Annotated in this window: 12 protein-coding genes; 7 read left to right on the top strand and 5 right to left on the bottom strand. The window is 61.7% G+C overall.

Annotated features, from left to right (window positions below):
* Positions 1-90 precede the first annotated feature (90 nt).
* From KYT97_RS06245 to KYT97_RS06225, 5 genes are read left to right on the top strand one after another with little or no spacing between them, the layout of a single operon-like run.
* Positions 91-1,266 carry an acyl-CoA dehydrogenase family protein gene (locus KYT97_RS06245; protein WP_219111938.1) on the top strand — a complete coding sequence of 392 codons (1,176 nt, stop codon included), beginning with the start codon at positions 91-93 and terminating at the stop codon, positions 1,264-1,266.
* Positions 1,263-2,252 carry an acyl-CoA dehydrogenase family protein gene (locus KYT97_RS06240; RefSeq protein WP_219111937.1) on the top strand — a complete coding sequence of 330 codons (990 nt, stop codon included), beginning with the start codon at positions 1,263-1,265 and terminating at the stop codon, positions 2,250-2,252. The genes KYT97_RS06245 and KYT97_RS06240 overlap by 4 nt, the downstream gene beginning before the upstream one ends.
* Positions 2,249-3,031 (top strand): enoyl-CoA hydratase/isomerase family protein, encoded by a 783-nt coding sequence (locus KYT97_RS06235; protein WP_219111936.1) that lies wholly within the window; start codon positions 2,249-2,251, stop codon positions 3,029-3,031. Before KYT97_RS06240 ends, KYT97_RS06235 begins: the two co-directional genes overlap by 4 nt.
* On the top strand, positions 3,028-4,206 hold the full coding sequence (locus KYT97_RS06230) for an acyl-CoA dehydrogenase family protein (protein ID WP_219111935.1): 1,179 nt from the start codon (positions 3,028-3,030) through the stop codon (positions 4,204-4,206). Before KYT97_RS06235 ends, KYT97_RS06230 begins: the two co-directional genes overlap by 4 nt.
* Positions 4,206-5,303, top strand: coding sequence for an acyl-CoA dehydrogenase family protein (locus KYT97_RS06225; protein WP_219111934.1), 1,098 nt, complete (start codon positions 4,206-4,208; stop codon positions 5,301-5,303). The genes KYT97_RS06230 and KYT97_RS06225 overlap by 1 nt, the downstream gene beginning before the upstream one ends.
* 57 nt (positions 5,304-5,360) lie before the next feature.
* Here the strand turns inward: KYT97_RS06225 and KYT97_RS06220 are convergent, their stop codons facing one another.
* From KYT97_RS06220 to acuI, 3 genes are read right to left on the bottom strand one after another with little or no spacing between them, the layout of a single operon-like run.
* Positions 5,361-7,061, bottom strand: a complete 1,701-nt coding sequence (locus KYT97_RS06220) for a class I adenylate-forming enzyme family protein (protein ID WP_245006039.1) — start codon at positions 7,059-7,061, stop codon at positions 5,361-5,363.
* 28 nt (positions 7,062-7,089) lie between these two features.
* Positions 7,090-8,289, bottom strand: coding sequence for an FAS1-like dehydratase domain-containing protein (locus tag KYT97_RS06215; protein WP_045070242.1), 1,200 nt, complete (start codon positions 8,287-8,289; stop codon positions 7,090-7,092).
* Positions 8,290-8,305: 16 nt separating this feature from the next.
* Positions 8,306-9,289: an acrylyl-CoA reductase (NADPH) gene (acuI, locus tag KYT97_RS06210; RefSeq protein ID WP_219111933.1), complete on the bottom strand. Its 984-nt coding sequence runs from the start codon at positions 9,287-9,289 to the stop codon at positions 8,306-8,308.
* 337 nt (positions 9,290-9,626) lie between these two features.
* On the opposite strand from acuI, the gene KYT97_RS30855 reads away from it, so the two are divergent.
* Both KYT97_RS30855 and KYT97_RS30850 read left to right on the top strand, forming a co-directional pair.
* Positions 9,627-10,418: an MASE1 domain-containing protein gene (locus tag KYT97_RS30855; protein WP_245006038.1), complete on the top strand. Its 792-nt coding sequence runs from the start codon at positions 9,627-9,629 to the stop codon at positions 10,416-10,418.
* 39 nt (positions 10,419-10,457) lie between these two features.
* Positions 10,458-11,027, top strand: a complete 570-nt coding sequence (locus KYT97_RS30850; RefSeq protein ID WP_245006037.1) for a GGDEF domain-containing protein — start codon at positions 10,458-10,460, stop codon at positions 11,025-11,027.
* An 18-nt stretch (positions 11,028-11,045) separates the two neighbouring features.
* Here KYT97_RS30850 and KYT97_RS06200 read toward each other — a convergent pair whose 3' ends face one another.
* Together KYT97_RS06200 and KYT97_RS06195 are read right to left on the bottom strand one after the other, a co-directional pair.
* Positions 11,046-12,338, bottom strand: coding sequence for an acyl-CoA dehydrogenase family protein (locus KYT97_RS06200; protein ID WP_245006036.1), 1,293 nt, complete (start codon positions 12,336-12,338; stop codon positions 11,046-11,048).
* Complete coding sequence (locus KYT97_RS06195; RefSeq protein ID WP_219111932.1) at positions 12,335-13,474, bottom strand: acyl-CoA dehydrogenase family protein; 1,140 nt, start codon at positions 13,472-13,474, stop codon at positions 12,335-12,337. Before KYT97_RS06195 ends, KYT97_RS06200 begins: the two co-directional genes overlap by 4 nt.
* Positions 13,475-13,504 lie beyond the last annotated feature (30 nt).

Below are 13,504 nucleotides of genomic sequence, written 5' to 3'. Positions count from 1 at the left end.
ACCTTTTTGCTCATGGGGTGAATCCTAGACGGAGAATCTCGCACCTCCAAGTATTGCTATCCTTATTAGGATTGAACTAATGTAATTCCCATGGACTTCACGATGAGTGAGGCCGCGACGGCGTTCCGAGGTGAGCTGCGCCAGCTGGTGAAGGAGCACGTTCCCGAGGATTTCCGCGGGGCCTTCACAGATGACCCGGCTGATCTTGATGTGGCCCAGCGGTTCTGCCGCATTCTTGCCGACCGCGGACTGCTGTGCATGGCATGGCCCGAGGAGTTCGGCGGTCGCGGCGCCACGGTGTGGGAGCAAACGGTGGTTCGCGAGGAGATGTGGGCGCTTCACGAACCGCGCGGCGCGCAATACATGGGCGTCAACTGGGTGGGGCCCACCATCATGCGACACGGAACGCGCACGCAGCAGAGCCTGCACCTCCCACCGATTGCCCGAGGCGACGTCATCTGGTGCCAAGGATTCAGTGAGCCCGAAGCCGGTTCCGATCTGTCCTCGCTGCATACTGCCGCACGCCGTGACGGCGATGGTTGGCTAATTTCCGGCCAGAAGATCTGGACGTCGTACGCCACGATGGCGCAGTGGTGCTTCCTACTTGCCCGGACGTCGACCGGTGAGCGCCGGCAGCAAGGCCTGACGGTATTTCTCGTCCCGATGTCCGACCCGGATATCGAGGTCAGGCCGATCCGCGCCATGCTCGGACCGCACCACCTCAACGAGGTGTTCTTCAACGATGTGCGGGTTACCGAAGAGAACGTGCTGGGTCAGGTGGACGAAGGCTGGAGCCTGGTTCAGGAAGTGCTTGCCTTCGAGCGCGTCGGCATCGCTCGCTACGCGCGCTGTGAACGGCTGTTGCACGACGCCGCAACGGTTCTCGGGGACAGCTGGGACAGTGTCCCGGAAGGATTGCGAAACCGGTGGGCGCGAATGCTGACTCATTGTCGGCGCGCTCGACTGCTTGCCTATCAAGTCGTCGCGTTGCAGAGCCAGGGAACAGTTCGCCCGGGCGACGCCGCCGCATACCGCATCGCTGTGACCACACTCGATCAGGACAGTGCCGAAGTGCTGACGGAACTCGCGGCCTTCGTACACTCGTCGGACACTGCAGGGGGCGTGGTTGTGGATAACGCAGACGCGCAACGATTCTGCCGCGATGTCGAGGAACATTGGCGCTATTCGCAGGCCGCGACAGTGGCGTCGGGAAGCATCGAGATGCAACGAATTCTCCTTGCTCGGTCACTTCTGGCGGCCGCATGAAGCTTGAATTAAGTAACGAGGCAATCGAATACGGTCGAACGGCCCTACGTGCCTTCGAGTCTGCGGGTGGTGATCAACTGATTCAGCGGGGCGAGCGGGATCCGGCGCGTCGGGGCAGTGTTGTGGCACCGGTGTTGGCCGACCTCGGCGCGTGGGATCTCGATCCTCGCGGTGACAGGGATGAACTCGAAGCGGCGGCCGCGCTGTGTCACAGTGCTGGTTACTGGGCTGTGCCGTATCCAGTGGCTGAGCGGCTGGCGAGGCCGGTTGACCTTGCCGTCGACGGGTTGATCGTTGTTGCCGATCGCGCCCCTGCCGGCCCGGTATCCGGAATCGATCTACGCTGGGCCGCAGTGACATTGGGCGGCCGTCGTAGCTCCGTTGTCGTCCGCCCGTCGCAGGACTCGCCGCGCACAACGGCATTCGTCGCGCAGTTCGACACGAACTTCGTCGACGACAACGGAGCGAAGGATGTGGCGCTGGCGTTGCTGTTGCCCTGTTGGACGCTACTCGGGATGCTCGATCGGGCGATGGACCTGACCCGCGCACATGTGTTGCTGCGCGAGCAGTTCGGGCAACCGCTCGCGAAGCTGCAGAGTGTGCAGTTCCAACTCACCGATGCACAGGTGCAGCGCAGTGGCCTCGAGGTGCTCGCGAAGTACGCACTGTGGAGCGTCCAGACCGATAGCAGTGAGGCGCTCGACGACGCACTTGCGCTGCGGTTGGCCGCAATCGAAGCTGCCGAGATCGTGTTCCGTGTTGCACATCAATTGCACGGGGCGAGTGGCTTCTGCGACGAGACCACGCTGTCGTGGCTCTCGCGGTACAGCCTTCCACTGCGGCGGCTACCGCTCGGCTTGTCGGCGACGGGTAGCGCATTGACGCAGCGGATCGGCCGTCGCGGCCTTACCGGACTATTCAGTGACACAGCATCTATCGGTGGTGCAGCGTCTATCGGTGGTGCAAGGGAAGTGGCAACACTGTGACCTACGACCTTCCTGAAGAGCTAACAGTCGAGTGTGACGGCCCGATTCGACGTGTCACGATCAATCGACCGGCCGAACGCAATGCCGTGAACAAACCTCTGCACTGGGCTCTGGCGAACGTGTGGCGACAGTTGGCCGCGGATCGTGAGGCGGCTGTGGTGATTCTGACCGGGGCCGGCAAAGCCTTCAGTGCTGGTGGCGATCTGGACTGGATCTGTTCGTTCCTCGACGATCCGGTTGCCCGGGACGAAAGCATCCGTGAGGGTGCAGAAGTCATCGACGAGATGCTGAGATTTCCGCTTCCCGTGATCGCCGCGGTCAACGGTCCGGCGGTAGGCCTCGGGTGCAGTGTGGCTGTCCTGTGTGACGTCGTACTGATGTCGGACACCGCTTATCTTGCCGATCCGCACGTTGCCGTCGGCCTGGTTGCCGGCGACGGCGGGGCTGCCTTCTGGCCGCTACTCACCCCGATCATGAGATCGCGAGAGTTCTTGTACACGGGTGATCGAATCTCCGCTGCTACGGCAGTCGAGTTGGGGCTTGCCAGTCGAACCTGCGCGCCCGAGGACTTGGTTGGGGAGGCGAGACGCCTTGCTGTGCGATTGGCGGCGCAGCCGCGCGAGGCATTACAGGGGACCAAACGCATCGTCAACATGTACCTGTCCCAAGCACTCGGTGGTCCCATGCAAGCCGGTTTTGCTGCGGAGGTTGCCACCATGACCTCTCCCGAGCATCGGCAGCGTCTTGGCGCCATGCGATCGACGGCCGTGACCCGATGACCGTGCTCGCTCCTGGTGGCTCGCTCGACGAATTTCGCGAGAACGTGCGGGACTGGTGCCGCGCCCATGTGCCGACAGACTGGCGAGCCGAGCAGACCGGAGCGTCGGACGAGGAGTTCGTTCGGTTCCAGAAGGCATGGATGCAGGAACTCCGCACTGCTGGTCTGGCGGTGCCGCACTGGCCGCAGGAGTGGGGCGGCGGGATGTCCACCCCGCGGCAAATCGTCCTGTATCAAGAGCTTGCGGCCCATGACGCGCCGCGCCTCGTGCTGCCGTTCGTCTCGATCCATCATGCAGCGTCGACGCTGCTTGCGGCGGGGACCGACGAACAGCGGCGTCGTCATCTACCGGCGATCCTCGACGGCGAAATCTGGTGTCAGGGTTTCTCCGAACCGGGAGCAGGATCGGACATGGCGGCACTGAAGACGACAGCGCGACGGGACGGGGATGCCTACGTCGTCAAGGGACAAAAGCTGTGGGCGAGTGGCGCGATGTACGCGGACTGGTGCCTTCTCCTGGCTCGAACCGACCCGAACGCACCGAAGCGGCAGGGCATTTCGTACTTTCTGATGGATATGAAAACTCCGGGAATCGAGGTCCGGCCGATCCGGCAGGCCACCGGCGAGTCGCACTTCTGCGAGATATTTCTCGACGACGTTGTCATCCCGGCGTCGCAACTGGTCGGCCGGCCCAACGAGGGATGGCAGGTTGCGCAGGAAACGCTTGGCGCCGAACGTGGGATGACTATGCTCGAGCTTGCAGAGCGCCTGGGCTCGAGCGGGTTTCGGTGGCTGGTGGAGTTGTGTTCGCGTCACCGCGGCGATGCTCTGGTGGCAGATGAACTGGCGTCACTCGAGATCGAACTGACGGGATTGCGCGCGCTGTGCGCAGACTTTGCCGCTAATCCCCGGCCTGGTCCGGCGGATGCATCCATTGTGAAGTTGCACTACAGCGAACTCCTGCAACGGATGACGGATTTCGGCGCCGACATCGCGGGCCTTTCCGCGCACACCGTGCTGCGCAAACCTTTGTCGAGTGGGTGGGAATCCGGTGCGTGGGTTCTGGACTTCATCGGCTCGTGGGAATGGACGATCCCCGGTGGAACCAGCGAAATCCAACGCACCATTATCGGCGAGCGCGGCCTCGGCCTCCCTCGCGAACCGAGAGGCCACTGATGTCGTCGTCGCTTACAGAACTTGCCGAAGTGCACGCAGAACTGCGCGCAATGGTGCGTGAGATTCTGGCAAAGTCCGGTAGTGAGGCGGTGAACGGGGAGGTGGACTGGGGACTGATTGCTCGCTCCGGTGCAGTTGGTCTCGAGGTGCAGGCGGAATTCGACGGCGCCGACGCAACGTTCGGGGAGGTCGCGCTAGTCCTGCAGGAAATCGGTCGTACGGCTTCGCGCACCCGATACGCGACTGTTGCGGCACTTGGCGTCGGCGCGCTCAATCTGCTGGAATCGCGGCCGGAACGAGATCGGCTGTTGTGCGATACCGCCGCCGGATACGCGGCTCCGATTGTTGTTCTCGGTGGTGAAACGTTGGGGGAGAGCACCTTCCGTATCGACCAGAATGCAGATGGTTACCAACTGAGCGGGCACGCGAGCTTTGTGCTCGATGCGAGCGCGGCGGACAGTTACCTTGTGCCTGCACGTGAGGCTGACGGGAACCTCGTTGTTGTCAACATCGACCCGCGGGCTGCCGGACTGACTGTGACGGAGCAGGAAGTTCTCGATGCCACGCGCAACTTCGGGTCCGTGACAGCCTCGTGCGTGGTCGTCGGCCCGGAATCGGTGTGGCGTGTGCGCGATGATGCGTCGAATGCTCTTACCCGACTGTGTGATCGGGCTGCGGTTGCAGTGGCGTGTGACAGCCTCGGGCTGAGCGAGGCCATGTTGGAGGCGACCGTCGACTATGTCGGAGTGCGTGAGCAGTTCGGACGTCGGATCGGTTCGTTTCAGGCCGTCAAACATGCGTGTGCGGACATGCTCGTTCAGGTGACGATTGCCAGGTCTCTGGTCGCGGCGGCGGTGCGTGCTTTAACCCAGGACACGTCGGACGCTTCCGTCGCAGCCGCGATGGCGAAGTCGTACGCGTGTTCTGCGGCAGTTGATATTGCCGGGAAGGCAATGCAACTCCACGGCGGCATGGGCTACACGTGGGAGAGCGGGATACACGTCTACCTCAAACGTGCGACGCTCAATCGTTCCCTGTTCGGGTCTCCGGCTGCGCACCGAACGCGGTTGGCTCAGAGGTATTTTCAGGAGTCGTAGATTTCGCTGGGTGTACCGGCTGATCAACCCGGTAGCTATCGATCAGCCGGTACACCTTCACGCCTTCAACAGTTGTGCAGCGCGCTCTCGAATTTCACTGGATTTGATTTTTGCACTGCCGGTGAGAGCGATTTGGTCCTCGTCGAAAAACAGCACATGACGCGGAACCTTGTAGCTGGCGAGGCGTTCTCGCAGGAAAGTGCGAATTTCTTCTTGATGCAGATCGGTGCCCTCGTGCGCAACGATGCAGGACACGACGACCTCGCCAAGCGTCTCGTGCGGAACACCAACAGTGCGGGTGACCTTCACGCCGGGATGGCTGACCAGAGCCTCGTCGACTTCGAGCGGTGAGACGTTTGCGCCACCGGTCTTGATGATGTCGGTGAGGCGGCCCTCCCAGAACAGCCGGCCGACATCGTCGAGATATCCGCCGTCGCCGGTGTGGAAGAAACCTTCGGCGTCGACGGTCTCGCTGAGTGGTGTGCCGATATACCCGAGCATCAGTGTCGGACCCTTGACACAAATTTCGCCGCGTTCGCCGATCGGGAGAACATCGCCGGTGAGCGCGTCGACAACCTTGACGGTTGTTCCGGGAAGCGGCTCACCGCTGCTGCCGCCCGTTACGTCGTCCGGCGTATTGGCCGGGAAACAAGTTGAAATGGTGAAGGTTTCGGTGTTTCCGTACGCATGGCCGGGTTCGAACCATGTGGCCGTGACGCTGGGGTGACGGGCTACCGGTGTGTTGAAATCGACGTACGACAAGCTACTCAAATCCGCGCCGGTCCAGTTGGGTGCGGATTCGAACTGTGCCCATTGGTGCGGCCACGCAAACGGAAAGTTGACTTGTTCCGACTCGATGAGCCCGATTGCCTCTGCTGCGTCGAACGTCGATTGCAGTACCAATGAGCCACCGCTCGCGAAGGTCGTGCCCAGCGCCATCGCAAAGTTGCCTGACCAGAAAAATCCGTTGGCCGACCAGCATCGGATGTTGTCCTCGGGGTTGAAACGATACATGCGCCGAAATCGCCACATCTGAATGCTGACACCACGATGTGCGCTGAGAATGCCTTTGGGTTTGCTTGTCGTCCCTGACGAGAAGAACAGCACAGCAGCATCACTCGGGCGCACAGCCGCCGCGATGGATTCGATCAACCCCCTCGATTGGTCGACGCCTCGCGAGCGGAATGTGTCCCACGTGTCGATCGCCCCGATTGCTTCTCCGTCGCCGACCATGGCCAGATGGCGAAGAAAAGGGAATCGCGGCGACTGCACTGTGCCGGGAGCTGCAGTGCCGAACTGTGGTTCGAGCGTGGTCAGCACCTCCGCAAGGTCCTTACCGAGTACGGTGCGCTCGAACAGCAGAACCGAGACTGCAGAATTCTCCAGCAGGTAGTCCAGTTCCGCCGCTGTTGAGAACGTGCTGAGTGTGACCGCTACACCGCCGGCGAGGGCGGTGCCGAACACCGACGCGATCCACTCCGGACGGTTGGTCATCAAGACGCCCACCCGGCCGTCCTTGCCCAGACCGACACCCCGCAGAGCTTGGGCGACTTCGATTGCGCGCTCCCACAATTGTGCGTAGGACCAGCGGACGACACCGTCGTCGGAGCGCATGACCAGAGCTTCGCGATCGCCGTACATCTGCGTCACTTCCCGGAGGAATCCGGGAAGAGTCAGTGCGCCGAGGCCTGGTTCGTCGAGCAGTGGTACACCGTGCGCGATTGAAACAGCTGGTGCCGCATTCACATCGGTGGTCAAGGCTTGCCTCTTTCATGTCGAGGGAGAGTCAGGAGAACGGCAGTTCGACCTCGGCCGTGCAGGACACCAGAACGTCGCCGTCCTGATTGGTCAGACGCAGCTTGATCTGGACAAGCGGTACGCCCCAGGCTGATTGAGCTTCCTTGCCAACGACCTCGGCGTCGAAGTACGTCACGTCGCCCTCGAATGCAGGTGTGCGGAAGTCGGCCTTGGTATGGCGGACCATGCCGTTGTGACCTGCCCAGTTGGCGAGGAAGTCGGTGCACCAGGCGCCCATCGTCGCGCCGTAACCGTAGGCCCGGGCCATCCCGACTTCGCTGGCCTTGTCGCTGTCGATGTGGCCGCGAGACGGACCGACGTACAGGCCGTCGCGCTTGCGCGGGTCGATCTTGGCTCCTTCCTCGTCGTAACCGAAGCCCTCCACCCAGCCCGGATCCTGGTAGACCCAGGGATCTTCGACGCCTTCGGGTGCAACCCAGTGGAAGGTGCCCCAGATGTTGAAAAGGAATGCGCGGTACTCCGTGGTGAAGCTTGCGATGCTGTGCGGGCCGATGACGCGTCGCTGCAGTGTGTCGCCGATCTCGACCTCGTCGAAGCGCGGTGAAACACCCATGCGGTTGGACATGAGCCATTCGTGGCGCAGGTTCTCGACCTCGATGAGTTCTGCGTTGGTCCACCGTTTGACGGCCCCGACATTGTTGTTGTACATGCCGCGCTTTGTTGCCTCGTCGGCCAGGTAACGGATGGCTGTCGACCGTTCGAGTGCAACCTTGGAGCCGTGCTGGTTGGTGTGGAGCGTGTCGCCGCGCGAGAACATCGTGGGACCGGCGAACTTCGTATCGGCAACCTTGTAATCGTGGAAGCGTCGTTCTTGGAACAACGTGTCGCCGGGACGCACCGGCGTTCCGTAGAACCACCATTCCTCGCCGCCGAAGATCAAGTGGCTGTTCGGAATGTGTCCGACGCACGCCGGCTGAGCTCCGTGCCCGTAGTCCAGACCTACTGCGATGGACTGCGGTGCGATCAGACCGCCGAACTTACTGGCACGGGCAAATTCCTCATCCCAGTGGATCGGGTTGGGGTTGTCCATCGCCATGACCCAACGCCGCACGTCGGTGGTGCTGCACGGATCCCACAGCTGCCCGCCGCCGACAGGTTGGCCTACACGGTGGTCTACATCGGACAGATCGAGTTCGACGGTTTCCGGTTCGGTTAACTTCGTATTCATCGTCTCTGGCTCCCGGCTATCGATTGACGTCGACGACGATGCGTCCACGCACCGTGCCGTCCATGAGTTTTCTTGCAGCAGTGATCGATTCGCCCAGTGCGATGTCGTGGGCGATTGACTCCAGTGCCTCGGCATCCAGATCACGAGCCAGGCGATCCCAGGTGGCCAGGCGACGAGACTTGGGTGCCATCACGCTGTCGACACCGAGCAGTGACACGCCGCGGAGAATGAACGGCGCAACCGAGCCAGGGAAATCCATCCCCTGAGCGAGGCCACAGGCTGCGACAGCACCGCCGTACCGGGTTTGCGCGCACGCGTTCGCGAGGGTGTGACTGCCCACCGAATCGACGACGCCCGCCCAGCGTTCCTTCTGCATCGGCTTGCCGGCACCGGAGAGTTCGGCGCGGTCGATTACCGTTGTTGCGCCAAGGCTTTGGAGGTATTCCGCTTCGTCGACCTTGCCGGTCGACGCAGCGACGGTGAAGCCTGCCTTTGCCAGTAGGGCGATCGCGACACTGCCCACTCCGCCGGATGCTCCGGTCACGAGTATCTCGCCCTGGTCGGGCGATACACCGAAGTCGACGAGAGCGTCGACGCACAGGCTGGCGGCATAGCCCGCAGTGCCGATAGCCATGGCGGCATGGGCGGTGAATGCCGCGGGAAGTGGTATCAACCAGTCGCCGTTCAGGCGCGCGCGCTGGGCGAGTCCACCCCAGTGGGATTCGCCGACGCCCCAACCGTTGAGTACGACGCGATCGCCGGCTGCCCAGTCTGCGTGTGAACTCTCGGTGACTGTTCCGGCGAGGTCGATTCCGGGGACCATCGGGAACTTGCGCACTACTGGAGACGAACCGGTAATGGCCAGAGCGTCTTTGTAATTGAGAGTTGAATAGTCCACGTCGATGCTGACATTTCCGTCGGGTAGCTCAGCTTCGTCGAGACTGGTGCAGGCGACGCTTTGTCCCGTGTCGTTCTTCTCGATGACTATTGCCGAAAACATCAGAAATGAATTCCTTCCTCAACCGGTTCGGAGCGCGTTCGCGTCCTGAAATCCGTGGGTGATGCACTGCAGATCGCGGTGTCCACCGTTAGCAGGGCCGAACTGCCGGGACTGTACTGCGCAGTAGCTGTCGTACAGGTCTTTTCGCACAGTACGTCAATCCTATCAATGATGGCAATACTTGACATTTACGCAGATCGGAATGTACTGACGGATGTCCTTGATTTGACAGCTCTAAAAGGGATAATTAGCGCAATTCGTCGGTTTCCAGCGCACGTTTTCCGCTGTATGTCCGATCGCCTCTCACAATTGATCCAAAGATTAGGTAGGTAGGGCGGTGGATGCGGTGGAAAACTCGACGTCAGCTGCGGCGCTACGCCACAGCCTGCTTATCGGTCTTTGCGTTTTTGTCGCGTGCTTGATCGGGACTTTCAGCCGGCTTCCCGGTACCCTCGCCGTGTTCTGGCCGGCAAACGCACTGTTGCTCGGTCTGCTTGTTCGATCACCCCGTTCGGCAACCGTTCCGACGTGGTTCTGTGCGGCGACCGCCTATATTTCCGCGGATCTGGTCACTGGCGGTTCCGTCGAATCAGCTTTGTGGCTCGGTGCAAGCAACATCATCGGCGTTGTCGGTGGGTTCTACGCATTTCGATGGGTCTGCGCGGAAGATCGAAGGCTTTCGAGTATCCGCTCGGTGGGTTACTTCGTATCCGCGACCATGGTCGCGGCGGCGCTGACAGGATGTGTCGGAGGAGCTGCGAATGTGGCACTTTTCGGCGGCACATGGCCGGACGGCTGGATTCTCTGGTTCTCGGGCAACCTCGTCAACTACATGACGATTGTTCCGCTGGTACTGACTTTTCCGTCGCTTCGACCTGAGGACCGAGACCCTGAGGCCGTGTCCAGGATCCTTCGGCTGTCCGTGATTCCGGCCGCATTGTTGGCGTTGTGCATTCTGCTCCAATGGGTCATCGGCGGCGCCGGTGCAATTGCGTTTGCCATGCCTGCTCTTGTCACCGCCGCACTGCTGACCAATGTCTTTGTCACGTCACTGATGACCGCCATATCGACCGTATGTACGTTGGTCTTGACAGCCGATGGGCACTTGGGAACAGCTGTCGAAGGTTAATCCGCGGTCAGCGTTTCCGTAAGGATCGGATTGGCTCTGTTGGCAACTGCGCCCCTCGCGGTTGCCTGCGTGATCTATGAACGTCGACGCGCTCTCGCTGCTCTGACTGAAGCTGTGATGCTCGACGACCTGACTGGAGCGCTGCGCCGGGACGAATTCATGCGAAAAAGCATCGGCGCCGTCGGATCTCTTCAGTCCGGCCTGCCGGTCAGCGTCCTGATGATGGACCTGGACCACTTCAAGAAGGTCAACGACACCTTGGGCCATCGGACCGGGGACACGGTCCTTGTTGCGTTTGCGGATCAAGTGCGGCGCCATCTCGACGACACAGCGCTGTTTGCGCGCCTGGGCGGTGAGGAGTTTGTCGTTCTGTTGATCGACACGGATCTGGACGAGGCAACGCAAATAGCCGAAATAATTCGGGTGGCACAGCAGGAGCAATCGAGGACAACGCTCGGAGAACTCGGCCCGACTGTCAGTATCGGTGTGGCGTGTTCGCCGTCCGGTGACGCGGACGTGAACAGCATGATCGATTGCGCCGACGAAGCGCTGTATCTGGCAAAGAAGTTCGACCGTAACTGCACCGTGTCCCTGACCGCGAGAAGCTGATGTCCTGACCGCCGGAAACTAGTGGCTGCCGGAAGTTGATCGGCTTTTCGGAATGTCCCGGAAGGCGATGTTCTGCTCGTGTGTGCGTTCACGCGGCATACCGAGGACTCGCTCGCTGATGGCGTTGCGGGCCATTTCGGTGGTCCCGCCGGCGATGCACCACACCTGTTGGCCGAGATAGTCCGTGGCGCAGTCGCCGACCGTACCGTCGTCGTCGTCCCACGCTGCCCCGGCAGGCCCGGTGAATTCGTAGATGATCGTCACCAGACGGGTAGACATCAGACCTGCCATCAATCGGGCGATACTCGCGGCCTGATCGGACATTGCGCCGGTGGTGATGCCCTGGACAACCCGATGCTGTAGTGCGTTGTTGGCCAGTTCCAGCATGCGGGCCTCACCGATGAGGTCACGGCTGACGGGGTCGTTCAAGCGACCCGCATCGCGCGCGACTGCAAGCAGTTCCGGCATCTTCGTTCCTCGTTGCGTGCTTCCGGCTGCCATGGTCGCGTACGGCGAGTTCGACAGCATTCGTTCGTGGAACATCCAGCGTGTGCCGACGGTCCAACCGTCGTTGATTTCGCCGATGCGGTCGCTGTCCGGAACCCTGACGTCGGTCATGAACTCTTGACAGAATTCCCGCGACCCACTGAGCAACTCGATGCGGTTGACTTCCATGCCGGTGCGATCGAGCGGCACCATGAACACGCTCAGCCCCCGATGCTTGGGCACGTCCCAGTTGGTTCTGGCAAGACAGAGCGCCCAATCGGACCACCAGGCGCCGGTAGTCCAGATCTTCGATCCGTTCAGTACCCAGTCTTCGCCGTCTCGAACAGCGGTGGTGACCGCGCCGGCGACGTCGGAGCCACCACTGGGCTCGGAGAGCATTTGCATCCAGATCTCTTCGCCCTTCAAGATGGCGGGGATGTGGCGTTGCTTCTGCTCCTCGGTGCCGAATTCGAGAAGCACTGCGGCGCAGGGCACAAAGGTCGGAGACTGTAGACGTTCGGCGTACTTGTAACCGGCGAGTTCCTCGTTCAATGCCCGCTGGTGAGCATGAGTGAGGCCTTGCCCGCCGTACTCCTGAGGGAAGCAGATCCCGGCAAGGCCCGCATCGAACAGTCGTCGCTGAAGTGCGCGTTGCTCCGCGACGTCGGTGAGTTCGTCCTCGTCGGGTCCTTCGGCGCGCATGACACCGATGTTTGCCTTCGGGTCGCTGGGGCCGAGGTTGTTTCGGATCCAGGTGCGTGCCCGAGTGCGAAACTGCTCGACCGATTCCATGTCGACGACGGTCTGGGGTGCCTGGGTGCTCAACGGATGCTCTCCTGACGTACGGCGATGGCGGCGATCAATTGGCGGTGCTCTGCGGGAGTGCCGTAGCTCGAGCGATTAGCTGCAGCCCGCCGCATGAACAGGTGTAGATCGTGCTCGAATGTGACGCCGATCCCGCCGTGGATCTGCACACAATCCTGGAGTAGCTCGCCGCCGCGATCGCCGATGTATGCGTGTGCGGCGCTGGTGAGTTCAGCGGCGTCCGGGCTTTCCGCAGCAACTGCGGCTGCTGCCGCGTCGGCGAGACCGTGGCTGGCTTCGAGCCAGGTCTTCATGTCTGCGAAGCGGTGTTTGAGTTCTTGGTACGACGCAAGGGGGCGTCCGAACGAGTATCGGTCGAATGCCCACGCAACGGTGAGGTCGAATGCCGCTTGCATCGCTCCGACGGATTCGGCGCAGCCCAGCACGATGGCGAGTTGCCGACAACGCTCGACGTCACGAGCCGCATCGCGTGTGTCTCCGATCATGGCGCTCAGGGGGAGACGTACGTTGTCGAACGTCACCGCGGCGTAGCGCCGTGTCAGATCGATTGATCGCAACGGCTTTACGTGCACACCGGGAGTATCGGTGGGCACCAGGACTTGCGCGACGGAGTCGCCGTTCTGGCCGGTGACGAGAAGGACATCGGCGGTCTGGGCAGCTTCGACGGGGCGTTTTGTGCCGGACACAATTACGTCGTTGCCATCGACGCGAATCTCCAGTGGTGGAGTGCTCACGAGACTGTTCGCTTGTGGCTGGGTGAAACACCATGCTGCGGTGGAAGTTCCGGCGAGTAGTTCTGCAAGAACTTGGTCTGTGGTCTCGCTGGAGTAGTTGTCGATAAGTGCGGCAACGACGTTGGTCGGGGTGAGTGGGCCGGGCGCGGCGGTGCGGCCGAACTCGTACGCGACAAGTGTGAGGTCGACGAGTCCGCGATCGCTGATTGTGCCCCCACCGTGCTTTTCGTCCACCAGGAGGCTGGTCCAGCCGAGTTCTGCGCCGCGCCGCCAGTATTCGGAGTCGAAGCCCATGGGGTTGTCGCGCAGAAGACGCACAGCTGAGCTGGGCACCTGTGTGTTCAGGAACCGGGCTGTGGTGTCCCGGAAGAATTCCTGGTCCGGGGTCAGCTCCAACAACATGTTCGCCCTCTCGCCCTGCGGTTAGAAATC

The sequence above is a fragment of the Rhodococcus globerulus genome (assembly GCF_019334125.1).
GTDB lineage: Bacteria > Actinomycetota > Actinomycetes > Mycobacteriales > Mycobacteriaceae > Rhodococcus_F > Rhodococcus_F globerula.
This window is presented reverse-complemented; position numbering and strand designations above follow the sequence as displayed.

Bases quoted from the DNA above. Each gene is read 5' to 3' on its own strand.
- KYT97_RS06245 (WP_219111938.1), top strand. From the start codon at position 91: ATGGACTTCACGATGAGTGAGGCCGCGACGGCGTTCCGAGGTGAGCTG.
- KYT97_RS06230 (WP_219111935.1), top strand. From the start codon at position 3,028: ATGACCGTGCTCGCTCCTGGTGGCTCGCTCGACGAATTTCGCGAGAAC.
- KYT97_RS06195 (WP_219111932.1), bottom strand. From the start codon at position 13,474: ATGTTGTTGGAGCTGACCCCGGACCAGGAATTCTTCCGGGACACCACA.
- KYT97_RS06225 (WP_219111934.1), top strand. From the start codon at position 4,206: ATGTCGTCGTCGCTTACAGAACTTGCCGAAGTGCACGCAGAACTGCGC.
- KYT97_RS06240 (WP_219111937.1), top strand. From the start codon at position 1,263: ATGAAGCTTGAATTAAGTAACGAGGCAATCGAATACGGTCGAACGGCC.
- KYT97_RS06215 (WP_045070242.1), bottom strand. From the start codon at position 8,289: ATGAATACGAAGTTAACCGAACCGGAAACCGTCGAACTCGATCTGTCC.
- acuI (WP_219111933.1), bottom strand. From the start codon at position 9,289: ATGTTTTCGGCAATAGTCATCGAGAAGAACGACACGGGACAAAGCGTC.